At 70.3% G+C, this 22,398-nt stretch carries 20 protein-coding genes; 8 read left to right on the forward strand and 12 right to left on the reverse strand.

Annotated features, from left to right (window positions below; translation table 11 throughout):
* Positions 1-35 precede the first annotated feature (35 nt).
* Complete coding sequence (mpgS, locus tag JKJ07_RS13005; RefSeq protein WP_202991695.1) at positions 36-1,277, forward strand: mannosyl-3-phosphoglycerate synthase; 1,242 nt, start codon at positions 36-38, stop codon at positions 1,275-1,277.
* A gap of 85 nt (positions 1,278-1,362) precedes the next feature.
* Positions 1,363-2,967: a phosphoglycerate dehydrogenase gene (serA, locus tag JKJ07_RS13010; protein WP_202991696.1), complete on the forward strand. Its 1,605-nt coding sequence runs from the start codon at positions 1,363-1,365 to the stop codon at positions 2,965-2,967.
* Here serA and JKJ07_RS13015 read toward each other — a convergent pair.
* Positions 2,954-3,316, reverse strand: a complete 363-nt coding sequence (locus JKJ07_RS13015) for a hypothetical protein (RefSeq protein ID WP_202991697.1) — start codon at positions 3,314-3,316, stop codon at positions 2,954-2,956. The genes serA and JKJ07_RS13015 overlap by 14 nt on opposite strands.
* A gap of 312 nt (positions 3,317-3,628) precedes the next feature.
* Between JKJ07_RS13015 and JKJ07_RS13020 the strand changes: the two genes are divergently transcribed.
* The 3 genes from JKJ07_RS13020 (at position 3,629) to JKJ07_RS13030 (ending at position 6,311) form a co-directional block, all read left to right on the forward strand.
* Positions 3,629-3,961: a hypothetical protein gene (locus JKJ07_RS13020; RefSeq protein WP_202991698.1), complete on the forward strand. Its 333-nt coding sequence runs from the start codon at positions 3,629-3,631 to the stop codon at positions 3,959-3,961.
* A gap of 93 nt (positions 3,962-4,054) precedes the next feature.
* Positions 4,055-5,080, forward strand: coding sequence for a 3-isopropylmalate dehydrogenase (locus JKJ07_RS13025; protein WP_202991839.1), 1,026 nt, complete (start codon positions 4,055-4,057; stop codon positions 5,078-5,080).
* Positions 5,081-5,213: 133 nt separating this feature from the next.
* Positions 5,214-6,311 carry a branched-chain amino acid aminotransferase gene (locus tag JKJ07_RS13030; protein ID WP_202991699.1) on the forward strand — a complete coding sequence of 366 codons (1,098 nt, stop codon included), beginning with the start codon at positions 5,214-5,216 and terminating at the stop codon, positions 6,309-6,311.
* Positions 6,312-6,314: 3 nt separating this feature from the next.
* Here the strand turns inward: JKJ07_RS13030 and JKJ07_RS13035 are convergent, their stop codons facing one another.
* On the reverse strand, positions 6,315-7,061 hold the full coding sequence (locus JKJ07_RS13035; RefSeq protein WP_202991700.1) for a tyrosine-protein phosphatase: 747 nt from the start codon (positions 7,059-7,061) through the stop codon (positions 6,315-6,317).
* A 250-nt stretch (positions 7,062-7,311) separates the two neighbouring features.
* Between JKJ07_RS13035 and cimA the strand changes: the two genes are divergently transcribed.
* Together cimA and JKJ07_RS13045 are read left to right on the forward strand one after the other, a co-directional pair.
* A complete protein-coding gene (gene cimA / locus JKJ07_RS13040) occupies positions 7,312-8,889 on the forward strand; it encodes a citramalate synthase (protein WP_202991701.1) in 1,578 nt (525 codons plus the stop codon).
* The gene (locus tag JKJ07_RS13045) at positions 8,886-9,266 is read left to right on the forward strand and encodes a RidA family protein (protein ID WP_202991702.1); all 381 of its coding nucleotides are present in this window, start codon (positions 8,886-8,888) and stop codon (positions 9,264-9,266) included. The genes cimA and JKJ07_RS13045 overlap by 4 nt, the downstream gene beginning before the upstream one ends.
* Here JKJ07_RS13045 and thrS read toward each other — a convergent pair.
* Together thrS and JKJ07_RS13055 are read right to left on the reverse strand one after the other, a co-directional pair.
* Positions 9,244-10,434 (reverse strand): threonine--tRNA ligase, encoded by a 1,191-nt coding sequence (gene thrS, locus JKJ07_RS13050; protein ID WP_202991703.1) that lies wholly within the window; start codon positions 10,432-10,434, stop codon positions 9,244-9,246. The two genes, JKJ07_RS13045 and thrS, sit on opposite strands and share 23 nt — an antisense overlap.
* 206 nt (positions 10,435-10,640) lie before the next feature.
* On the reverse strand, positions 10,641-11,975 hold the full coding sequence (locus JKJ07_RS13055; RefSeq protein WP_236028746.1) for a M23 family metallopeptidase: 1,335 nt from the start codon (positions 11,973-11,975) through the stop codon (positions 10,641-10,643).
* A gap of 144 nt (positions 11,976-12,119) precedes the next feature.
* Here JKJ07_RS13055 and JKJ07_RS13060 point away from each other — a divergent pair, with 144 nt between their 5' ends.
* Positions 12,120-12,920, forward strand: coding sequence for an aggregation-promoting factor C-terminal-like domain-containing protein (locus JKJ07_RS13060; protein WP_202991704.1), 801 nt, complete (start codon positions 12,120-12,122; stop codon positions 12,918-12,920).
* 44 nt (positions 12,921-12,964) lie between these two features.
* On the opposite strand, the gene JKJ07_RS13065 is transcribed toward JKJ07_RS13060, so the two are convergent.
* The 8 genes from JKJ07_RS13065 to JKJ07_RS13100 all read right to left on the reverse strand — a co-directional run bounded on the left by JKJ07_RS13065 (position 12,965) and on the right by JKJ07_RS13100 (position 22,374).
* On the reverse strand, positions 12,965-14,551 hold the full coding sequence (locus tag JKJ07_RS13065) for a serine/threonine protein kinase (protein ID WP_202991705.1): 1,587 nt from the start codon (positions 14,549-14,551) through the stop codon (positions 12,965-12,967).
* Positions 14,551-15,132: a hypothetical protein gene (locus tag JKJ07_RS13070; protein WP_202991706.1), complete on the reverse strand. Its 582-nt coding sequence runs from the start codon at positions 15,130-15,132 to the stop codon at positions 14,551-14,553. Before JKJ07_RS13070 ends, JKJ07_RS13065 begins: the two co-directional genes overlap by 1 nt.
* 262 nt (positions 15,133-15,394) lie before the next feature.
* Positions 15,395-16,906, reverse strand: a complete 1,512-nt coding sequence (locus JKJ07_RS13075; protein WP_202991707.1) for a family 16 glycosylhydrolase — start codon at positions 16,904-16,906, stop codon at positions 15,395-15,397.
* A 201-nt stretch (positions 16,907-17,107) separates the two neighbouring features.
* The gene (locus tag JKJ07_RS13080; RefSeq protein ID WP_202991708.1) at positions 17,108-17,611 is read right to left on the reverse strand and encodes a DUF6985 domain-containing protein; all 504 of its coding nucleotides are present in this window, start codon (positions 17,609-17,611) and stop codon (positions 17,108-17,110) included.
* Positions 17,608-18,618, reverse strand: a complete 1,011-nt coding sequence (locus JKJ07_RS13085) for an endonuclease/exonuclease/phosphatase family protein (protein WP_202991709.1) — start codon at positions 18,616-18,618, stop codon at positions 17,608-17,610. The genes JKJ07_RS13080 and JKJ07_RS13085 overlap by 4 nt, the downstream gene beginning before the upstream one ends.
* A 33-nt stretch (positions 18,619-18,651) precedes the next feature.
* Positions 18,652-19,662, reverse strand: a complete 1,011-nt coding sequence (locus JKJ07_RS13090) for an endonuclease/exonuclease/phosphatase family protein (RefSeq protein ID WP_202991710.1) — start codon at positions 19,660-19,662, stop codon at positions 18,652-18,654.
* A 52-nt stretch (positions 19,663-19,714) separates the two neighbouring features.
* Complete coding sequence (locus tag JKJ07_RS13095) at positions 19,715-21,058, reverse strand: M16 family metallopeptidase (RefSeq protein WP_202991711.1); 1,344 nt, start codon at positions 21,056-21,058, stop codon at positions 19,715-19,717.
* Positions 21,058-22,374, reverse strand: a complete 1,317-nt coding sequence (locus JKJ07_RS13100; protein ID WP_202991712.1) for a M16 family metallopeptidase — start codon at positions 22,372-22,374, stop codon at positions 21,058-21,060. The genes JKJ07_RS13095 and JKJ07_RS13100 overlap by 1 nt, the downstream gene beginning before the upstream one ends.
* Positions 22,375-22,398 lie beyond the last annotated feature (24 nt).

Here is a 22,398-nt window from a genome sequence, read left to right on the forward strand (position 1 = left end):
CTTTGAGAGTGCGTTTCGCCGGGTATCTTCGCGAGATGCGACTGGCTGATTCTTTTCGGAGTGAGCGCTTCGGCGCGGTCCGGATTCATGAGCTGCAGCGGGTGATCGAGCTGGACTCGGGCGCCTCGGTCGGTGCGGGCAGTCAGGTTGTGCCGGCCGAGGCGCTTCGCGCCGTGGAATCGCAAATGGTCATTGTCGTTCCGTGCATGAATGAGACACGTTCCGTCATCGAGGGTGTCCTCTCCGGCATTCCGCACGACTGCCTCATCGTGCTGGTGTCGAACAGCGACCGCGGGCCGGTCGACCGATACGAGATCGAGGCGCAGACCGTCGAGCAGTTCTGCCGGCTGGCCGGCCGCTCAGCGATCACCGTGCATCAGAAGGATCCGGGCGTCGCCGCGGCCATCAAGGCGGCCGGCATGCCCGAGCTGATCGACGACGACGGGCTCGTCCGCAGCGGCAAGGGCGAGGCGATGCTGCTCGGCATGGCCCTGGCCGCGATGACCGGCCGTCGCTACCTCGGCTATGTCGACGCCGACAACTACGTGCCCGGCTCGGTCCACGAATACTGCAAGGTCTACGCGGCCGGGCTGCACCTGGCCGGCTCGCCTTATTCGATGGTCCGCATCTCGTGGCACTCGAAGCCCAAGCTGCGCGACAACCGCCTGTTCTTCAGCCGCCGCGGCCGCAGCTCGGCGATCACCAACGAGTGGCTCAACCGGTTCCTGGCCGAGTATTCCGACTTCGGCACCGAGGTGATCGCCACCGGCAACGCGGGCGAGCACGCGATGACCCTCGACCTGGGCCTCAAGCTGCGCCTGGCCGGCGGGTTCGCCGTCGAGCCGTACGAGTTCATGGACCTGTTCGAGCAGTTCGGCGGAGTGCTGGAGAGCACCGACGCGGACGTGATGGCCAGCTCGGTGCCGGTGCTGCAGATCGAGACCCGCAACCCGCACTTCCACGACAACAAGGGCGAGGAGCACGTGCAGGGCATGCGGATGCAGGCCCTCAACGTGCTCTACCACTCGCCCGTCACGCTGCCCGCGGTCCGCCAGGCGATCGTCGAGTTCATGGTCGAGCAGGGCGCGCTCGAGGTGGGTCAGGAGCCGCCGCGCGAGCGGGTCTACCCGCCCGTCGGCACGCTCGATCTCGACCTGCTCTACGACGCGCTGGACGCCGAGGCGCTCAGCTTCCGGCAGCCCGACGGGCTCGCCCTGGCCGGTCACCCGGCCGCCCCGCCCATCGATCGGGATCAAATTCCGAGACGCGTCGCCTGACCAAGCGCGGTGTGACGGCAGTCACATCACTGTGGACCTCCGGGACTGCTTACGATCGGGTCCCGCGATCCCCGGAGGCTGCCGAGTGACGCCCGTCGTCCTGATCGCCGAAGAGCTGGCCCCCGCTGCCCTCGACGTGCTCGCCCACGACTACGACGTCCGGCACGTCGACGGCACCGACCGCGCCGCCCTGCTGGCCGGGGTGGCCGAGGCCGACGCGCTGATCGTCCGCAGCGCCACCCGGGTCGACGCCGAGGTGCTGACGGCCGGCTCGGGGCTGCGCGTGGTGGCCCGGGCCGGCGTCGGGCTCGACAACGTCGACGTGCCCGCCGCGACCGCCCGCGGCGTCCTGGTGGTCAACGCGCCGACCAGCAACATCGTGTCGGCCGCGGAACAGGCGATCGCGCTGCTGCTCGCGGTGGCCCGGCACACGGCCACCGCCTCGGCCGCGCTCAAGGCCGGCCGCTGGCAGCGCTCGCGTCACGTCGGCGTCGAGGTGCAGGGCAAGACCGTCGGCGTGGTCGGCCTGGGCCGCATCGGGGTGCTGTTCGCCCAGCGCATGGCGTCGTTCGGCACCCGGCTGATCGCCTACGACCCGTACATCCAGCCCGCCCGGGCCGCGCAACTCGGCGTACGGCTGGTGGGCCTGGAGGAATTGCTGCGCGAGAGCGACTTCATCTCGATCCACCTCCCCCGTACGCCGGAGACCGTGGGCCTGCTCGGCGAGAAGGAGCTGGCCCTGGTCAAGCCCGGGGTCCGGATCGTCAACGCGGCCCGCGGCGGGCTGATCGACGAGGCCGCGCTGGCCGCCGCGCTGACCGAGGGCCGGGTCGCCGGGGCCGGGCTCGACGTGTTCGTCACCGAGCCGACCACCGAGTCCCCGCTCTTCGCCTTCGACAACGTGGTGGCCACGCCGCATCTGGGCGCCTCCACGGCCGAGGCGCAAGACAAGGCCGGCCTGTCCGTGGCCCGCAGCGTGAAGCTCGCGCTCGACGGCGAGTTCGTCCCCGACGCGGTGAACGTGCAGGCCGGTGGCGTGGTCGACGAGGACGTGCGGCCGCTGCTGGCCCTGGCCGAGAAGCTGGGCAAGGTCTTCACGGCGGTGGCGGGCGGTGTCGCGGCCACCGTCACGGTCGAGGTGCGCGGCGAGATCGTCTCGCACGACGTCGGCGTGCTGCGCCTCGCGGCCACCAAGGGGCTGTTCACCGCGGTGGTGGACGAGCGGGTGACCTATGTCAACGCGCCCCAGCTCGCGCTCGACCGGGGCGTGGAGGTCGAGCTCGTGGTCAGCGATGAGCCCGCCGAGCATCACAACCTGGTCACCGTACGGGGTGCGCTGCCCGACGGCCGGGCGGTGCGGGTGGCCGGCACGCTGACCGTGCACGGCGCCCGCGAGATCGCCAAGCTGACCGGGGTCGACGGGTTCGACCTCGACCTCACCGCGGAGGGCGTGCTGCTGTTCTTCCGCTACAGCGACCGCCCCGGCATCGTCGGCGCGATCGGCACGCTGCTGGGCGAGGCCGGCGTCAACATCGCGGCCATGCAGGTGGCCCGGTGGGAGGCGGGCGGCGAGGCGCTGATGACGCTCACCGTCGACTCGTCGGTCGATGCCGAGCTGCTCTCCACGGTGGCCGCGGCGATCGGCTCGGAGCGGGGGAGCGCGGTCGACCTGCGCCTCAACGGCTCCTGACCGGCGGTGGGTACACCGTTCCGTCCTGCAGGTCGAGCAGGTCGAGGTTGAGCTCGCCAGCCAGCCGCTCGATCGTCTCGAGCACCTCGTCCGGGCAGTTCTCGTCCAGCCGCATCTGGATGTGGTCGGCCGCGGCGTGCAGCGGGGCGTGCGCCCACGGCGAGCCGGCCGCCGTGGCGCGCGGGCCGCGGTCGGGATAATCGCTGGTCAGGGCGTCATAGAAGGCGACGACGCGCGGGTCGGCCGGGCGTTGCGGGTGCTCACCGCGCGCGCATCGCGCGTTGGCGGCCCGCACGGCGTCCGGCAGGTCCGTCTTGTCCATCGCCCACACCACGAGGTCGAAACTCACCGGCGCATGGTGCCATCACGGCGGGTCCCAAAGCGGAAGAACCGCCCCGACACGCGGGGGAGGCGCCTTGCGCGTCTTCCGCCCGCATCGCTAGCGTTGACCCCGCCGCACGACGCGCCGACGGGCACGTCTTCGGGTGATGTTCCCGTCATCGCACGTCGCGCGGCCGTTCGGCGGGACCGAGCCACGCGTCTTGTCGCCACGGCCCCCACGATCGTCTTGCCGCGGTCGTGGGGGCTGTCCGCGTTCCGGCCTTCCCCCGAGCCCCCGTCACGGTGAGTCTCCGGCCACTCGTTCGGCTCGAGGAGCTGTATGGATAGGAACACCGTCCGGGTGCCGGGCGCCAAGATCGCCTTCGTGCTGGGTGGCGACGACGACCCGGCCACCGTCGACGACTTCGACGTGGTGGTGACCCTCGACGACGGCAGCCGGTGGAGCGCGACCCTGGTCACCCTGCCCGCGATCGAGCGGACCATGGATCGCTGGCGGGGCACCGGCGAGTGTCTCGACGGCGCCTTCTTCCAGAGCCAGGATCTGGTCATCCTCCGTCACCCCGGCGTCACCGCGGCGACCGATGTGCTGAGCCGGCTCGTCGCCGCCGGGCAGATTCCTTACACCCTCGTACGGCTGGAGGATGCGGACTGAACGTTCACTAGGTGGGACCGGCGTACCGAAGATCGGGACCCAGGCGTTAGCCTGGATCCCGAGTCATTCCGACCTTGAGGAGCAGACGTGAGCGTGGCGCGGATCGCGGTGGTGGCCGGCGACGGCATCGGTACCGAGGTGACGGCCCAGGCTCGCAAGGTCATTGAGGCGGTGCTCCCCGGCGCCGAGTTCGACGACTACGACCTCGGCGCCCGCTTCTACAACCGCACCGGCGAGGTGCTCCCGCAGGCCATCCAGGACGAGCTGGCCCTGCACGACGCCATCCTGCTCGGCGCCATCGGCGACCCCAGCGTCCCGCCGGGTGTCCTCGAGCGTGGCCTGCTGCTCAAGCTCCGCTTCGACTTCGACCAGTACGTCAACCTGCGCCCGTCCAAGCTCTGGCCCGGCACGACCAGCCCGCTCGCGGGCGTCAAGCCCGGCGAGATCGACATGGTCGTGGTCCGCGAGGGCGTCGAGGGTCTCTACGTCGGCGCCGGCGGCGTCCTGCACAAGGACACCCCCGCCGAGATCGCGACCGAGGAGAGCCTCAACACGCGGCACGGCGTCGAGCGGGTCGTCCGCGACGCCTTCGCGCGGGCCCAGCGCCGCGAGCGCCGCCACCTGACGATGGTCCACAAGACCAATGTGCTGACCAAGGCGGGCGGCCTCTGGGCGCGCACGTTCGCGGCCGTCGCGGCCGAGTTCCCCGAGGTCACCACGGAATACCAGCACATCGACGCGGCCAGCATGTTCATGGTCAGCAACCCCCAGCGGTACGACGTGGTCGTGACCGACAACCTCTTCGGTGACATCCTCACCGACATCGCCGCGGCCGTTACCGGCGGCATCGGCATGGCGGCCAGCGGCTCCGTCAACCCGGAGCGCAAGTTCCCGTCGACGTTCGAGCCGGTCCACGGCTCCGCGCCGGACATCGCCGGTCAGGGCATCGCCGACCCGGCGGCCGCCATCCTCTCCGCGTCGCTCCTGCTCGAGCACCTCGGCCACCACGACGAGGCCCGCCGAGTATCCGAGGCGGTCGCCGCCGAGGTCGCGTCCCGCACGACGGGCACCTCGCTGCGCACCGCCGAGGTCGGCGACCGCGTTGCCGCCGCGCTGTAACTACGCAGCGTAGGGGGCCCTTTCACCCGCTCCGGTCTGTGGATTGAACGACCGTTCGGGGTAGATTCAGGAGGCACTACGGGTGCTTCCGCATGCCCTCATTCGTCTTTGTCAGAAAGCAGGTCCACTTGTCATGAGCGGTGGTGACAACCTCGAGTTCGAGATCCGTCCGAACCCGGCACCCGTGGCAGATGCCGAGCGCGCCGCGCTCCTCGCCAACCCCGGCTTCGGCCGCATCTTCACCGACCACATGGTCACGATTCGCTACGCCGACGGCAAAGGCTGGTACGAGCCGCGCGTCGAGGCCCGGGCCCCGATCCCGATGGACCCGGCGTCCGCCGTCCTGCACTACGCGCAAGAGATCTTCGAGGGCCTGAAGGCGTACACGCTGCCCGACGGCGGCGTCGCGATGTTCCGGCCGGACGCGAACGCGACCCGTTTCGCCCAGTCCGCCCAGCGCATGGCCATGCCCCAGCTCCCCGTCGAGACGTTCCTGCAGTCCCTGCGCGAGATCATCGCGGTCGACCGCTCGTGGCTCCCGCCGGGCGACGAGGGCAGCCTCTATCTGCGCCCGTTCGCGTACGCGAGCGAGGTCTTCCTGGGGGTCCGGCCCTCGATGGAATACCTCTACCTGGTGATCGCGTCCCCGGTCGGGCCCTACTTCTCGGGCGGCGTCAAGCCGGTGTCGGTCTGGGTGACCCCCGACTACACCCGCGCGGCCCCCGGCGGCACGGGCGCGGCCAAGTGCGGCGGCAACTACGCGGCCGGGCTGTCGGCCCAGGCCGAGGCCATCGAGAACGGCTGCGACCAGGTCGTCTATCTCGACGCGGTCGAGCGCCGCTACATCGACGAGCTCGGCGGCATGAACGTCTTCTTCGTGCTCGACGACGGCACCCTGGTCACCCCGCCGCTGACCGGCACGATCCTGCCCGGCATCACCCGCGACTCGGTGATCAAGCTGGCCGAGCGGGCCGGCCGCAAGGTCGTCGAGCGCCCGGTGAGCCTCGACGAATGGCGTACGGGGTCGGCCTCGGGCGCCATCCGGGAGGCCTTCGCCTGCGGCACCGCGGCCGTGATCACCCCGATCGGCTCGGTCAAGTCGGCCGGCGGCGGGTTCTCGATCGCCGACGGCGGCACCGGCGAGGTCACCTCCGACCTGCGCAAGCAGCTGGTCGACATCCAGCGCGGCCGCGCCGAGGACCCGTTCGGCTGGGTCCACCGCGTCCTCTGATCGTTACGCCGGCTCCAGCAGGTGGGCGCGCATCGCGGCCACCTGCTGGTCGGTCAGACCGATCTCGGCCACGTAGTTCTCGACCGAGCCGTGCAGGGCGCGCAGATCGTCCAGGAACATCCGCATCGCGGCGGGCGGCGAATCCCACATGTGCTGTTTGCCCAGCACGGCCGACGGGTGCTTCTCGAGCAGATAATCCGTCAGCGGCCGCATCGCCTGGGTCGTCAGGGCGTAGTCGTTCGCGATGTCCTCGTCGGACACGCCCAGCAACGACAAAGCCAGAGCACAAACCGTCCCCGTACGGTCCTTGCCCGCCATGCAGTGCACGATGACCGGCGCCTGACCCGGGTCGGCGATGATCTGCAACGAGGCCAGGATCGCCTCCCGCCCGTCCTCGGCGAAGTTCAGGTAGCGGTCGGCCAGCCAGCGCTCGTGCACCACGTCGTCCGGGTGGTCGATCGTCTCCCAGTCGACGTGGTTGAGCACGAGATTTTGATAGGCCAGCCCGTACCGCTCGGCGACCCGGCCGTACTTCTCGATCTCGAACGGCCGGCGCAGGTCGATCACCGTGTGCACGCCGAGCGCCTCGAACGCGGCCGCGTCGTCCTCGCCGAGCCGGTGCAGCGCGTCGGAGCGGAAGAGCCGGCGCCAGCGGACGGTGCGACCGTCGAGGCCCGGATAACCGCCGACGTCGCGGAAGTTGTAGGTCGCCGAGAAGCCGAGGTTGCGGGGGAACTGTTCGACTGCCACGAGCCCAACCTAGCCCGCCCGAACGAACGACGCTGTGACGTAGAAGTGTCCCCCGGGCGAGCGACACCGTCCCAATCCGTGGATTTCCTGTTCCACTTCCACGTGGGCGTGGCATGCTTCGCAACGTGACCCACTCCGTGCTGATTATTCGCACCTAGCGCGCCGGCTGACTTCTCGCCGACGCGCAGACCTCCCGCATCCGCGGGGGGTCTTTTTGTTGGTCACCAAGAATCCTTGAAGGGAACGCGCCATGGAGTACCAGGTCTTCGACACGACGTTGCGCGACGGCGGGCAGCGTGAGGGGATCAGCTACTCGGTCGCCGACAAGCTGGCGGTCGCGAAGCTGCTGGACGAGTTCGGCGTGGGCTTCATCGAGGGCGGCTGGCCCGGCGCGATGCCCAAGGACACCGAGTTCTTCGCCCGCGCCCGCACCGAGCTCGACCTCAAGAACGCCGTGCTCGTCGCGTTCGGCGCCACCCGCAAGGCCAACGTCGACGTCGCCGCCGACCCGCAGGTGCAGGCCCTGCTCGACGCCGAGACCCCGGTGGTCTGCGTGGTCGCCAAGAGCGACATCCGGCACGTCGAACGCGCGCTGCGCACGACCGGCGACGAGAACCTGGCCATGGTCCGCGACACCGTGCGCCACCTGGTCGCCAGCGGCCGCCGCGCGTTCGTCGACTGCGAGCACTTCTTCGACGGCTTCCGCCACGACCCCGAATACACGGCGAGCGTCGTGCGGACGGCCATCGACGCCGGGGCCGAGCGCGTCATCATGTGCGACACCAACGGCGGCATGCTGCCCTCGATGATCACCAAGGCCATCACCGAGGTCGTGGAGCGTACGGGGGTCTCGGCTGATCTGCTCGGCATCCACTGCCAGAACGACACCTCGTGCGCGGTGGCCAACACGGTCGCCGCCGTCGAGGCCGGGGTCAAGCACTTCCAGTGCACCGCGAACGGATACGGCGAACGGCCCGGCAACGCGGACCTGTTCGCCACGGTCAGCAACATCCAGCTCAAGCTCGGGCTGCAGGTCCTACCGGACGGCTGCCTGGAGAAGGCGACGCGGGTGTCCTCCGCGCTCGCCGAGATCGCCAACATCGCCCCCGACACCCACCAGGCCTACGTCGGGGCCGCTGCCTTCGCTCACAAGGCGGGGCTGCACGCGAGCGCGATCAAGGTGGATCCGCTGCTCTACAACCACGTCGACCCGTCGGTTGTGGGCAACGACATGCGGATCCTGGTGACCGAGATGGCCGGCCGGGCCAGCATCGAGCTCAAGAGCCGCGAGCTCGGGATCGACCTGGCCGGCCATCCGGACACCCTCAGCACGGTCACCCAGCGGGTCAAGGACCTGGAGGCGGGCGGCTGGTCGTTCGAGGCCGCCGACGCGTCCTTCGAGCTTCTCGTACGCGACGAGCTGCTCGACGGCAAGCTGGCCCGCCCGTTCAGCCTCGAGTCGTACCGGGTGCAGGTGGAGCACCGCGAGAACGGTTCCGTGGTCTCCGAGGCGACGGTCAAGGTCCGCGTACGGGGGGAGCGGGTGATCGCCACGGCCGAGGGGAACGGCCCGGTCAACGCGCTCGACGAGGCCCTGCGGGCCGCCCTGACCCAGTCCTACCCGCAGCTCAAGAACTTCGAGCTGACCGACTTCAAGGTACGCATCCTCGAGGGCAGCCACGGCACCAACGCGATCACGCGGGTGCTGCTCGAGACCGGCGACGGCGACCGCGACTGGACCACGGTCGGCGTGCACGAGAACATCGTCGAGGCCTCGTGGGTGGCGCTGGTGGACGCGCTCACCTACGGTCTCGCCGAACAGTCGTGAGGATCTTCAGCGGCTCCTCCTTCGAGGACCAGATCGGGTACGCCCGAGCCGTGGTGTCCGGCGACCACGTCTACGTCTCCGGCACCACGGGCTTCGACTACGCCACGATGACGATTCCCGAGGGCGTGGTCGACCAGGCCCGGCAGGCGATCGGCAACATCGTGGTGGCGCTGGCCGAGGCCGGCTGCTCGCTGGCTGACGTCGTACGGGTGCGGTATTTGCTGCCTTCGCGCGAGGATTTCGAGCCCTGCTGGCCCGTGCTGCGCGAGGCTTTCGGCGAGGCCCGCCCGGCCGCCACCATGATGGTGTGCGGCCTGGCGGACCCGCGCATGCGGATCGAGATCGAGGTCGACGCTAGGGTCGCGCCTCCTCACTGAGCCTCCTGATCGCGGCGGCCACCGGCATCGCGGGCACCTGGCGGCCGTCGCGATGCCGCAGGGCGACCAGGCCGTCCGGCGCCTCCCGCCGGCCGATGATTCCCGCGTACGGGATCTTCTGTTCCGCCGCCGCCCGGATGCGCCCGCCGATCGAGCCGTCGTGCCGGGCCTCTGCCCGCAGACCGGCGGCGACGGCGGCTCTTACGAGCGCGTTCGCGGCGTCTCCCTGCTCCTCCGAGACGGGCAGCACGGCCAGCTGCACGGGGGAGTACCAGAGCGGGAAAGCCCCCTCGTGCACCTCGATCAGATGCGCGAACAGCCGTTCCATCGACCCGGCGAGACTGCGGTGAATCATGACCGGCCGCTCCTGCTCGCCCGACGAGCCGGCGTACTTCAGATCGAACGCCTCCGGCTGGTGGTAGTCGACCTGAATGGTGGCCAGGGTCCACTCCCGGCCGGCGGAATCGGCGACCTGCACATCGATTTTCGGTCCGTAGAAGGCGGCCTCGCCCCTCGCCTCAACGAACTGGACATTTTGGACTTGCAGGGCCTCGCGCAGCAGGGCCTCGGCGGATGCCCAGCCGGCCTCGTTCCCGCCGTACTTCTTGCCCTCCCCGCGCAGCGACAGCTGATACGACGACGGCTCGATCCCCAGCGCCGCATGCACCTGCCGCATCAGCCGCAACACCTCGGCCACCTCGTCGGCGGCCTGCTCCGGCGCGCAGAAGATGTGCGCGTCGTTGAGCTGGATGGCCCGCACCCGCGCCAACCCGCCCAGCACCCCCGACCGCTCGGCGCGATACATCGGCCCCAGCTCCGCGATCCGCAGCGGCAGGTCGCGATAGGACCGTCCCCGCGACTTGTAGATGAGCGCATGATGCGGACACTGGCTGGGCCGCAACATCAACTCCTCCTCACCCATCGGCGCGAACATGTCCTCGGCGAAGTTGCGCCAGTGCCCCGACTTCTCGAACAGCTCCCGCTTGCCGAGTGCCGGCGAATAGACGTGCTGATATCCGTTACGGCGTTCCAGCTCATGCAGATAGCTCTCGACCGCGTGCCGCGCGGCAGCCCCGGCGGGCAACCAGAACGGCAGCCCCGCCCCGATCAACGGATTGGAGTCGAAGAGGTCGAGCTCCCGCCCGAGCTTGCGATGGTCGACGTGCATCGGTTCTCTCCCTTGCTTTTACGGGCGAGACTTCCTCCGGGCACGCGAACGGCCCCGGGCATCCCGCCCGGGGCCGTGTCTGTCGCTGCGAATCAGGTCAGCACAAACGCACACCGGGACACCCCGGCGTCGTCGTCATCTGCTGCCCGAACCTCATGTGGCCGATGCTAGAGGCGTTGCCCGACCACCGTCACCCGATTAACCGCTCAGGGCTCGAACGGGAGGCCATTGCCGATGAACGGTGCGTCGCCGTAGGCGAAGACACCCCCGTCCCCGGCCAGCAACCAATAGCCGGCGCCGCTGCGGGTGGCGCAGACCCCGACGACCGGCCGCCGCAACGTGACGCCGCCGGCTGAGCCGTAGAACCCGGCCGAGCCGTACGCGAAGATGCCGCCATCGGCGCCGACGAGCCAGTAGCCGTTGCCGGACGGGTGTGCGGCGATGCCGACGACCGGGGCGTTGAGCGGGCGGCCGCCCATGGAGCCGTGAAAACCGGAGGCTCCGTACGCGAAGATGCCGCCGTCCGACGCGACGAGCCAGTAGCCGTTGCCCGATGGATGCGCGGCGATGCCGACGACGGGGGCGTTGAGCGGGCGGCCACCCATCGACCCATGGAACCCGGCCGCACCGTACGCGAAGATGCCGCCATCGGCGCCGACCAGCCAGTAGCCGTTGCCCGATGGATGCGCGGCGATGCCGACGACCGGGGCGTTGAGCGGGCGGCCGCCCATGGAGCCGTGAAAACCGGAGGCTCCGTACGCGAAGATGCCGCCGTCCGACGCGACGAGCCAGTAGCCGTTGCCCGACGGATGCGCGGCGATGCCGACGACCGGGGCGTTGAGGGCCTGACCACCCATCGACCCGAAGAAGTCGGCGGCGCCGATCGTGAACACCCCACCGTCCCGGGCGACCAACCAGAAGCCTTGACCGGTGGTCGGTGAGAGGGCGAGCCCCCGGAAATACCCGGCGGAGGGCGCCGGGCCGAGGCCCGGGAAGTCGACGTTGATGGGGTCGCCGGGCCGGATCGCGCCACCGGTGCGGCGGTTCACCGCGGCGTTCAAGGCCTCGTACGTCTGCCCGCGCAGCCGTGCCTCTAGGTGCAGGTGGTTGCCGAAGGAATGGCCGGTGTTGCCGACCACACCGATCAGCTGGTTCTTCGCGACCGAGGCGCCGACGGCGGTCTTGATCTCGTGCAGGTGCGCGTAGAGCGTCTCCCAGCCCGAGCCATGGTCGATCACCACTTTGTTGCCGTATCCGTCTCCTTGATCCCGCGCCACGCGGACCGTGCCGCCGTAGGCAGCGACCACGTTCGGCCGCCCGGTCCCGGTGCCGATGTCGATTCCGGCGTGGAACTTCCGCTGACCGTTGAGAGTGCGCCAGCCGATCAGACTGGTGACGGTGCCGCTGGTCGGCCACTGCATGACCCCGACGGCGGCGAAGCTCGGTGCGCCCGGCAGGCCGAGCCCACCGAGCGCGGCGCCGGCGGCGGTCGCCCCGGAGAGCGCGAGCAGACGCCTGCGGCTGAGGGGTGTCGATGACATGACGAGATCCTTTCGGAAGATGCTGAGCTCTCCCGAGAAGACACCGCGACCGGCCGCCCGCACAGTGCAGCCCTGCACTGGTCTCCGCGTCGCCGAGAGCCGCCAGGGTGCAGGGGTGCACTGCCACATGACGAGGCGGCGGCATTGACTGCGGTCATCGATGTCCGCGTCAAGAGGGGAGCGACCATGTCGCTTGCGAAAGGCCGCCGGCTCATGTCGGCTGTCGCCGCCTGCATCACTCTCGCCATGGCTCCGGCGGTGCCCGCCGCCGCCGCGGCGAACGACTACTGGCTGGACCCCGATCAGGGCCTGGGGTCCGGCCAGCGCCTGGTCTCCGCCGACGGGCAGTACGTCATGTCCATGCAAGGTGACGGGAACCTGGTGCTGTACGCCCCCGGCAACCGTGCCATCTGGGCCAGCGGCACCGGCGTCGCCGGGTCCGACTTGCAGATGCAGGGCGACGGGAACCTGGTGATCTATACGCCGCCGCAGCCGGCTCGACGCGCCGTATGGGCCAGCGGCACCAGCGGCGCCCTGAGGCTGGAGCTGCAGACTGACGGCAACTTCGTGCTCTACACGACCAGCGGGCACTCCGCGCGATGGTCCGGCGCGACGATCACCGATCGCAACAACATCGCCAGGGTCAAATACAACGGGTACGTGGCCATGCGCGGTCGTGGTTGGGCCGACTCACAGTTCCCGCAGTGCCTCGAGCCGCTGTGGAACGGCGAGAGTGGCTGGCGCTGGAACGCTCAGAACCCGTCGTCCGCTGCTTACGGGGTGCCGCAGTCAAATCCCGGGTCGAAGATGGCCAGTGCCGGCGCGGACTGGCGTGAGAACCCCGCGACCCAGATCTCCTGGGGTCTCTCGTACATCAAAGCCACCTATGGCGATCCGTGCAACGCGTTCCGCCTTTGGAGCAGCCGCAGTCCGCACTGGTACTGACCTCTGAACTGGTACTGACCTTCGATCGGTGTCGCGGCGGTCGGTCAGCCCGGGCCTTCGCACGGGAAGGCGGGATTCTTGCCCGGGGCGCGTGTCACGACGACCGCCGCGACCACCTCGCCCTCGGCGGTGACGATGCGGCTGACCTCGAGATGGTCGGAGGATGCGACGAGCTTTCTCGCCTCCGGCAGAGGCACCTCGATCAGCTCGACCGCAATCTGCTGACCGATGGCCTTTTCGTTGAAGTACTGCGCGCCCCGCCAGGAGGCCAAAGTCGCGGGTCGTTCGAAGCCGTAAACGACTTCGACGTAGCGGACGGCGTCGGTCTCGCTCAGGTTGTGCATCGCCAGCATCAGGGTGTTCCCTGGCTTCGGCGATGCCGTGCCGATGAAGTATTCGCAGTCCCTGGTGGCCGTCCCCGGGGTGGGTGACGTGATGCTGCCGCGTGCCGTCGAGAACGACGTCCGGGTGATTCCCGCGGCCGCCCGGACCGGTGCCGGCTGAACGGTCTGAGGGGCCTCGATGTTCTCGCGGGAATCTTCGTGACTGGCCCAGAAACTCGCACCGGTGACACCGGCGGCGATCAGCGCGACGAGCGGGACGGCGACGACGGGGCGGCGCAGCGACCGGCCGAGAAGCACGGGCCGGCGGGGTTGGGCCAGCTCCCGGAACCGGCTGCCCCAGGCTTGCAGGTCATGGGGCCGGTCGTTCGGTTCGGGGGCGAGCATCGACAGCACGTGGGCCGTGAGCCCGGGGGCGAGCGCCAGGCGCTTGACCGCCTTGCGCAGCACCCGATCCCGGCGGCCGGGTCCCTCGGCCGAGTCCGGCGGAGGGTCCTGGCCGGTCAGGCAGAAGAAGGCCAGGGCTCCGACGGCGTAGATGTCGGCGCTGGGCAGCCGCGGGTTGTGCGGCATCGCGAGCACTTCGGGGGCGCTGTAGGCGGGGGTGTGCCGGCCCGCGAGGTCGAGGCCGTCCCGGGGCAGCTGCATGGTGGACACGTCGATCAGCACGAGGCCACGATCGGACGTCACGAGGCAGTTGGTCGGCGAGACGTCACGGTGGACGGTGGGGTTGCCCGCGGTCTGCGTGAAGGAATGCAGGCGCGCGAGGGTCGTGCAGGCGTCCTCGATCCACCGGGCGCGCGTCTCGACGTTCGTGGTCTTCGTCGGAGCGGTACGGATCGTGGTGGCGAGGCTTTCGCCCTCCACCCACTCCATCTCGATGATGATCGACTCGTGTCCGGAGGAGTCCGGCTGCCCCAAATGGTGGGGTGGCGGTCCGGAGGTGAACTCGTTGACCCGGACCAGATGATCCAGGCGCATGTGTCGCAGCAGGGTGGTCTGATCGCGCCACCGGGACCTGTCCTGGGCCGACGGCCAGCCGGTGGGCGGGTCGATCGGCGGGTGCTGGACCTTCACCGCGAGCGGGAGCGGTGAGTCCAGGCTGCCGTGGTAGCGGGCGCGCCACGTGATGCCCTCGCCGCCGACGATGCCCTCGCCGAGCAGCTCGTAACGATCGGGGTCGTCGGCCGGGCCGACGTACCAGCCGTTCGGGTCCTCCGGGCCGAGGTGGCCGGCATCGAACCTGGGCGGCGATACGTCGCCCACCGTGTGCGAATGCTCCGACGTCATTACGGCACCCACCGGTTACGGATCGCATACCGGGCCAATGACCAGCGAAAATCGGTTCCCGGCCGGGTGGGGTCGTCGGCCACCAGATCGGGTACGCCGTGACCGCTGAGCGTCTCGCGCACCGTCTGGATGACATTGCGGACGTACTGCGGCGACAGCCCGAGCGCCGTTCCGATCTGCTGGTAGGTCGCGGGTGCGGCGTCCGAGCCCTGCTGGCTCAGCATCGGTGCGCACAGCGCTTCCACCACCTTGCGCTGCGCCGGGGTGAGGGGGAACGGCGTGGTTGTCGTGACGACGTCGGAGGGGGAGGGCTTGACGTCCGAGAGGCCGTCGGAGGTCGTCACGCCGCTGACGTCCAGATCGATCTGGACGGTGGTCCCGGCCATGCCGGCGATGACGATCTGGAGCGTACGGTGCGGCAGCGACGTCACCGCCGCGCCGGGTTCGACGACGTGGTCCTCGCCGGCGACGGGCCGCAGCACGAACGGCTTGGTGGTCGAGTGATTCCGGACCAGCACACAATCCTCGAGGACGGTGACGGAGCCCGCCGTACGGGAGATGTGGCTGTCGTTCGGGAGCATGATCGTGCAGTCCCGGCCCCGGCCGAATGTCAGGGTGTCACCGCGGGTCAGTTGTCGGGCGTTTCCGTGATGGGTCACCCGGACCGTGCCGTCCGGCTGCGATGAACCCGGCAATGAGCTCCACATCCCTGTAAGCGCGCGAATCCGGCCGAGCCAATTCTGGCAGCGCCACCACGGATGTGTCATTGATGACTCCGGACAGTGAAGTCAGCCCGGACGGCCGAACCCCCCGGGGGAGTTCGGCCGTCCGCTTCCGGCTCGGTCAGGCGCGGGTGTAGATGGTCAGCCAGTCGATTTTGATGTGGCCGGATCCGGTGGGCCGGGACGACGATCCGGACTCGGATTGCAGGACCCAGTGCATCGGCAGGCTCGGGATCTTCTTCGTGAAGGTGCGGATCAGGCGACCGTCCAGGTAGACCTTGACCGAGCCGGGCAGCCACTCGGTTGTGGCGGTGTGCCAGCCGGAGGCGAACGCGGTGCCTGACGAGGCCGCGTCCTGGCCGCCGTTCGCGTCGGCGTAATGCATGAAGGCCTCCATGTTTCCGGTGAGTGCGCCCTCCGGCCAGTCGATCTCGCCGTGGGCCGGCCACACGTCGTCGTCCGGCCACAGCAGCCACGCGGAGTTCCAGCCGGTCATGCCCGGGTCCACCTTGAACCTGACCTCGTACCGGCCGTAGGTCTGCGTCGGGGTGCGGGGGAGGATCGCGGCCGAGTAGGCCACACCGTTCTCGCTGTGCAGGTAGTAGTCGGCCGTGCCGCCGGACACCGAAACATCCTTGCCCGTACGCCAGACGCCGCCGCCGTGGGTGTCCGGCGGGTTGTGGGGATAGTCGTACTGGTCGAACTTCGCCGCATAGCTGCCCGGCCAGCTGCCGAGGGCGACGTCGTTGGTGAAGTCCTCGGTGAAGATCTGCCGCCAGCCGGCCAGGTCGCCGACGGGCAGGGGCTGCCCCGACGGGCTGCTGCCGGCGGCCGGGATGGTCACCATGACCGAGGCCGTTGGTCCGCTCCCCGCCGCGTTGCCGGCGGCCACCGACAACTGGTAGGTCGAACCCGGGTTGAGCAGGTTGAACGTCGCGCTACGCACACTCGCCCCGGCGGTGCCGCTCCACGGCCCGGTTCCCTGCGAATCGGTCCCGTTGCGCCCGTACGTGTATCCGGTGATGGCCGAGCTGCCCGTCGACGCGGGCGGTGACCAGTTCAGGGTGGCCGAAGTCCCCGACACCGTGGCGCTGACTGCCGTCGGCACGCCGGGAACGGCGGCGCCCTGCTCATAGCTGCACAACGTCGACTTGAGGCCGTTCGCGGTCGACGACGCCTCCTGCAGGACGTGCGCCGAGGCGGCACCCGAGGGGGCGGTGACGCTGGCGGTGACCGGCTTCCAGGCCGTGGTGGACAACGCAGTCGGGGTGCCCGCGGACTCGCTCAGGTAGGTGCCCGCGGAGTTGTACCACTCGACCACCAGCTTCGCCGTGCCGGAGCCGCCGACGAGGCGGTCCTGGGCCGACACGGTCCAGCTCTGCCCGGCCGAGACCTGCAGTTGCGGCATCCAGAAGGCGCGCCCGGTGGTGGTGAAGGCCCAGCTCGCGCCGGGGACGTCACTGACCGCCGTCCGGCTCACCGTCCCGGAGTCGAGGGCGCCCCAGCCGTTCAGGTTGGTGGCCAGCACCGGATTGGAGCAGCCGTTCCCGGCGGCTGCCTCGCTCGGGGTTATCGTGCCGACCAGCGCGGTTGCCGTCAGAGCCGAAACAGTGAGAATTGCCTTCCAACGCATGACTCGCTCCCTGCGTGAAGGTGGCTGCTACGGCCGCCGGCGGAGGTGATCAGCCACAGATCTCTCTGAACCGGCAGCCAACCAGCGCCCAGCCGCCCGCGACAGTGCACCCCCGCACGTGACCGCCCAACCGGTGAAGCCGTTAGCTCACACGGGTGACAAGACGAAGTGCGGCGCTGCGGTCAATGCGTGAGGGCGACGTCAGCGGAACGAGCGGTAGATGATGCCCTCCAGCGCAGGATCCCCGTACGCCGCGGCGTTGGTGACGTGGCCGTCGTACGGGCTTACTTTGGTGATCTCGGCGCCGTCGCGGAAGACCAGTTGCAGGCCGTGTTCGGGTTCCCAGTCGCAGTTGCATTCCAGTGAGACGTAGACGTGGTCGGCCTCGCGGCTGACCGTGATCTCGTAGCCGGGCTGGATGTGGTCGAGCACCTGGTCGGGGCCGGCGATGTCGACATCGACAAAGTCGACGAGCTCGGTGATGTCGCGGTAGTAGGCGTAGATATGCGGGGTGGCCGCGACAAGCGCGCTGCGGTCCAGGGCGAGGAACGTGCGGATCGCGGCGTGGAAGTCCGGGCCGGCGTCGTAGCCCTCGACGAGGAAACGAGCCTCCTGCCCCAGAAGGGGCACCAAGATCGGTGAGCTCTCGAACCAGCCGGCGGCGGCGTCCTCGACGACCGGGCCCAGGCCGGGGATCTCCGTCACGACGCGGGGACCGTGAGCTTGGCGATGATGGCGCGGTGGTCGCTGCGGGGGATGCCGTGCACGCTCGTTTCCCGTACGCCGATCCGTTCGTCCACGAGCACATGGTCGATCGTCACCGGCGGGATCGGGTTGCCGTCGTACGGGCCCCAGGTGCCGATCAGGCCCTTGCCGGTGGCGTCGGCGGCGTCGCGGTAGCCGCCGGCGATCAGTTCGCGCAGCGGGGCGTGGTCGAGGGTCGCGTTGAAGTCGCCGAGCAGGATCACCGGGGTGGCGCTCTGGTCGGCGCGCGGCTCGGCCAGCAGGTCCTTGCGCCACTGGGCGAGCACCGAACCCGCGTACGGGGCCAGGGGGTGAGCCGATTCGACCAGAACCGGCCCGGCCGAGGGGACCTGCACGGTCGCGTACGCCTGCATGAAGCCGCCGCCGTTCTTGTCGGCGCCGGGGGAGCTGATCGGGTAGCGCGAGTAGAGCCCGGAGCCGTCCGCGCGGGGCTCGTCGGCCAGCGACGAATATGGCAGCAGCGCGCCCAGCCCGGCGTCGGCCAGTGCCTGTCTGCCCTCGGGGGTGAACTCCTGCACCGCCAGCACGGCCACGTCGTGCTCGGTGACCAGTTTGACGATCGCGGTCGCGTCGGCCTTGCCGAAGAGCATGTTCGACGTCATCACGGTCAGCGGCACGCCCTGCTGGGGGCCCTTGTCGCGGCTCGGGATCATGCGCGGCAGCACGGCCGAGGCCAGCGCGATCGCGACGATGACGGCGACCGCGGCCACTGTCCAGCGGCGGGTGGCCAGGGCCAGGATCGCGGGCACCCAGGCGGCGGCCGCGACATAGGGGGTGAAGGCGAACAACTGGACCACCGGGCCCCGTTCCCAGCCGCCGAGCCGGATCACGGCCCACGCCAGGAAGGGGAGGATGAACAGCCAGAACAGCACGGTCAGCGCGGCCTTTCGTCGTCGTCGGGGGTGACCGGCCTCACGACCGGCGCTCGGCGCGCTGGTGATCGTCATGGCGGCGAGGCTAACCACCCCACGCCAGACCAACTATGACGCGGCGGGAAGAGTGACCGTCGCGACTAACGCACGGTGGTCGCTTCCTGCCACCGAATGAACAGACGTCCCCCGTACGCCTATCCGCTTGTCCACCAATATGTGGTCGAGCGTCACGGGCGGGATCGGCAGCCCGTCGTAGGGGCCCCAGGTGCCCGACAGGCCCTTGCCGGTGGCCGCGGCGGCGTCGCGATAGCCGTGCGAGATCGCCTCGCGCAGCGCCGCGTGGTCGAGTGTCGAGTTGAAGTCGCCCAGGATCAGCTTGGGCGGCCCCGCCCGGTCGGCCCGGGGCAGCGCCTCGAGGTCGGCGCGCCACGCCTGCTCGGCCGCCAGCGCGTACGGGGCGAGCGGGTGCGCCGATTCCAGGAAGATGGGGCCCGAGCCGGGTGGCTGGATGGTCGCGTACGCCTGCAGGTTGCCGTCCTGGAGCCCGCCGCCGTCGCCGCGCCGCGAGCCCTGATCGGTCAGCGGATAGCGGCTGTAGAGGCCCGACCCGGTGGTGCCGATCTCGTCGGCCAGCGCGTGATGCGGCAGCAGCTCGTCGAGCCCGGCCGCGCTCAGCCCGGCCGCCGCCTCGGGCGTGAACTCCTGCACCGCCAGCACCGCGACGTCGTGCTCGCGGACCAGCCGGACCACCGCCGCGGGGTCGGCCGCGCCAATGAACACGTTGACGGTCATGACGGTCATCGGGATGCCGGTCGCCGGGCCCTTGTCGCGGTCGGGCACGGCCCGGGGCAGCACGGCCGCCGCCAGCAGCACGGTGGCCAGCGCGGCCACGGCCGCCGCCAGCCACTTGCGGGTCACCAGGGCGAGCGCCAGCGGCACGAGCGACCACAGGGCCGCGTACGGCGTGAACGCGACCAGCTGCACGAGGAACCCGTGCTCCCAGCCGAACAGCCGCACCACCGCCCAGGCCAGGGCCGGCAGGGCCAGCAGGATGAGCAGCGCGGTGCGCCTCACCCGCCGGCCCGGCCGGACCTCGGACGGTGTCGTGGTGATCGTCATGGCGGCAAAGCTATCGGTCGTACCTTGCCGGTCGCTGGAAAGGGGCCGTGATTCAGATCTCCGCGTCGACCACGTCGCCGATCTTCGCCGCCACCAGCTCGTCACGGATCACCGCCGCGTCGCCCTCGACGACCAGGGTCAGGCCGTGCGGGTGCAGATGCCGCCCGGCGGCCGCACTGACCTCGGCCAGCGGCGTCTCCAGATATTGCGAGCGCAGCGCCGGGTAGTAGTCGTCGGGCAGGCCGTGCACCACCAGGGTGCTCAGCGCGCCCACGATCGAGCCCGGGGTCTGCATCTCGACCGACAGCTGCCCGGCCCGCCACGACCGGGCGACGGCCAGCTCGTCCTCGGTGATGCCGAACTCCTGCGTGCGGGCGATCTCGCCGAGCGTGTCGACGATCGCGGGCACGGTCACCGCGGTCTGCACCCCGGCGGCCACCTCGAACCGGCCGAAGCGCCGGCTCATCGCGTATGCGCCCCGGATCCCGTACGTGTAGCCCTTGACCTCGCGGATCAGGTGGTTGAGGCGGGACGTGAAGGCGCCGCCGAGCACCGTGGCGGCCAGCGTCATGGCCACGAAGTCGGGCGTGGCCCGCTCGGGTGAGCGGTGCCCGATGCGCAGCGTGGACTGCACCGAGCCGGGCCGGTCGACCAGCAGGATCTTGCGCTCGCCGCGCACCGGCACGTCGAGCGGCGGCTCGGCGGTCAGCGGGTTGCCCTCGACGCCACCGAACGCGGCCTCGCCCAGCGCCTTGAGGTCGAGCGTGCTCAGGTCGCCCGCCACCAGCAGCACCGACGGCCGGTGCAGCCAGGACTGGTGGGTGACCACATCGTCCACGGTGACCGCGGCCATCGAGGTGGGGTCGCCGTGCATGGGGCGGCCGAACCGCACGTCCGCGCCGAACAGGTCGGCCCGCAGGGCGGCGTCGGCGCGCGGGCCGGGCTGGGCCCAGTCCATCCGCAGCGCGGTCACCTCGTCGTCGCGGACCCGCGTGACGTCGGCCGGGTCGAGCCGCGGCGTGCGGACCGCCTCGGCGGCCAGCCGCACCGCGTCGAGCAGCTGCGGCACCGGCGCCGAGACCCCGACGCGGAACGTGTCCCAGTCGACGCCCGGCGAGAGCTCGGCGCCCAGGCTCTCGAGAGCGATCGCGTACGCCGCCGAGTCGCGCTTCTTGGTGCCCTCCTCGAGCGACTTGGCCAGCACGGTGGCCGTGCCCTCGCGGCCCGCGGTCTCACGGGCGGCGCCCGCGTCGGCCAGCAGCATCGCGCTGGCCAGGACCTGACCGGGCAGGTGGGCGCCGATCACGAGGCCGCCGCCGGCCTGGACGCGCTGCAGGTCGGGGAACGTGTACGGCCGGGCCTCGCCGGGCTCGGGCCGGGTGGCGATCAGCGTCATCAGTTCTCCCCGTTCTCGGGCAGGTAGGTCAGGGTGACCCGGGATTCGGGCTTGAGGGCGTACTTGGCGGCGTCGGTGACGTCGTCGGCGGTCACCGCGAGCCACTGCGGCAACCTGTACGCCGCCGCGCCCGGATCGCCGAACTGCGTCGTGTAGCGCGAGAGCGCGTCGGCCCGGCCGCCCACGGTGGACACCTGCCGCCACCACCCGGTGGTCAGCAGCGCCTTGGCCCGCGACAGCTCCTCCTCGGTCACCGGCTCGGTCACCAGGCTGCCGATCACCTCGCTCAGGCCCTCCTCGAGCGTCTCGACCGGCACCCCGTCCTTGGCGGTGGCGGTGATGATCAGCGGCGCCGGGGCGTGGGCCAGATCCACCCCGTACGACCCGATGTAGTCGGGCTGCGCGATCCGGGCGCCGTCGGCCAGGCGCTGGTAGAGACGGCTGCCGCGGCCGTTGCCGAGCACCGCGGCCAGCACGGTGATCGCGTCGTACCCGGCCGTGCCGAACGGGTGCGTGCGGTGCGACAGATAGATCCGGGGCGCCGGGACGGCCGCGGTCACCGTTTCCCGTACGGGGGAAGTGGCCGGACCGGGCAGGTGACTGTGCGGCGCCGGCGGGATCGACGACACCGGCTCGAGCACGCCGAAGTACTTCTCGGCCAGCGCGAACACCTCGGCCGGCGACGCATCCCCGGCCACTGTCAGCACGGCGTTGTTGGGCGCGTAGTACTGCTGGTGGAAGGCCTTGAACGTGTCGAGGGAGGCCGCGTTCAGGTCCTCCATCGAGCCGATCGTGGCGTGGTGATAGGGGTGGCCCTCGGGGTAGAGCAGGGCCAGCAGGCGCAGCCAGGCATCCCCGTACGGCACGTTCTCGTAGCGCTGGCGGCGCTCGTTCTTGACCACCTCGCGCTGGTTGTCCAGCGTCTCCTGGGTCAGCGCGGGCACCAGCCCGCCCATCCGGTCGGCCTCCAGCCACAGCGCGAGCTCGAGGTGCTCGGCCGGCATGGTCTCGAAGTAGTTGGTGCGGTCGGGGTTGGTGGTCGCGTTCAACGAGCCGCCGTTGCCCTGCACGAGGCGCATGTGCTCGGTCTTGGCCACATGCTGGGAACCCTCGAACATCAGATGCTCGAACAGATGCGCGAAGCCGGTCTGGCCGGTGGGTTCATGGCGCGACCCCACGTCGTACCAGAGATTGACGCAGACCACCGGGGCGGTCCGATCCTCACTGACGACGACCCGCAGGCCGTTGTCGAGGCGCGTGGATTCGATGGGCCACGGATAGCCGGTCACGACGGCCGGCGCAGTTGAGGACGTCACCCGTTCATACTGCCTTGTCCGCGT

The organism is Paractinoplanes lichenicola (assembly GCF_016785085.1).
Classification (GTDB): domain Bacteria; phylum Actinomycetota; class Actinomycetes; order Mycobacteriales; family Micromonosporaceae; genus Actinoplanes; species Actinoplanes lichenicola.

Bases quoted from the DNA above. Each gene is read 5' to 3' on its own strand.
- mpgS (WP_202991695.1), top strand. From the start codon at position 36: ATGCGACTGGCTGATTCTTTTCGGAGTGAGCGCTTCGGCGCGGTCCGG.
- JKJ07_RS13020 (WP_202991698.1), top strand. From the start codon at position 3,629: ATGGATAGGAACACCGTCCGGGTGCCGGGCGCCAAGATCGCCTTCGTG.
- JKJ07_RS13030 (WP_202991699.1), top strand. From the start codon at position 5,214: ATGAGCGGTGGTGACAACCTCGAGTTCGAGATCCGTCCGAACCCGGCA.
- cimA (WP_202991701.1), top strand. From the start codon at position 7,312: ATGGAGTACCAGGTCTTCGACACGACGTTGCGCGACGGCGGGCAGCGT.
- thrS (WP_202991703.1), bottom strand. From the start codon at position 10,434: ATGCACGTCGACCATCGCAAGCTCGGGCGGGAGCTCGACCTCTTCGAC.
- JKJ07_RS13055 (WP_236028746.1), bottom strand. From the start codon at position 11,975: ATGTCATCGACACCCCTCAGCCGCAGGCGTCTGCTCGCGCTCTCCGGG.
- JKJ07_RS13065 (WP_202991705.1), bottom strand. From the start codon at position 14,551: ATGACGTCGGAGCATTCGCACACGGTGGGCGACGTATCGCCGCCCAGG.
- JKJ07_RS13070 (WP_202991706.1), bottom strand. From the start codon at position 15,132: ATGCTCCCGAACGACAGCCACATCTCCCGTACGGCGGGCTCCGTCACC.
- JKJ07_RS13075 (WP_202991707.1), bottom strand. From the start codon at position 16,906: ATGCGTTGGAAGGCAATTCTCACTGTTTCGGCTCTGACGGCAACCGCG.
- JKJ07_RS13085 (WP_202991709.1), bottom strand. From the start codon at position 18,618: ATGACGATCACCAGCGCGCCGAGCGCCGGTCGTGAGGCCGGTCACCCC.
- JKJ07_RS13090 (WP_202991710.1), bottom strand. From the start codon at position 19,662: ATGACGATCACCACGACACCGTCCGAGGTCCGGCCGGGCCGGCGGGTG.
- JKJ07_RS13095 (WP_202991711.1), bottom strand. From the start codon at position 21,058: ATGACGCTGATCGCCACCCGGCCCGAGCCCGGCGAGGCCCGGCCGTAC.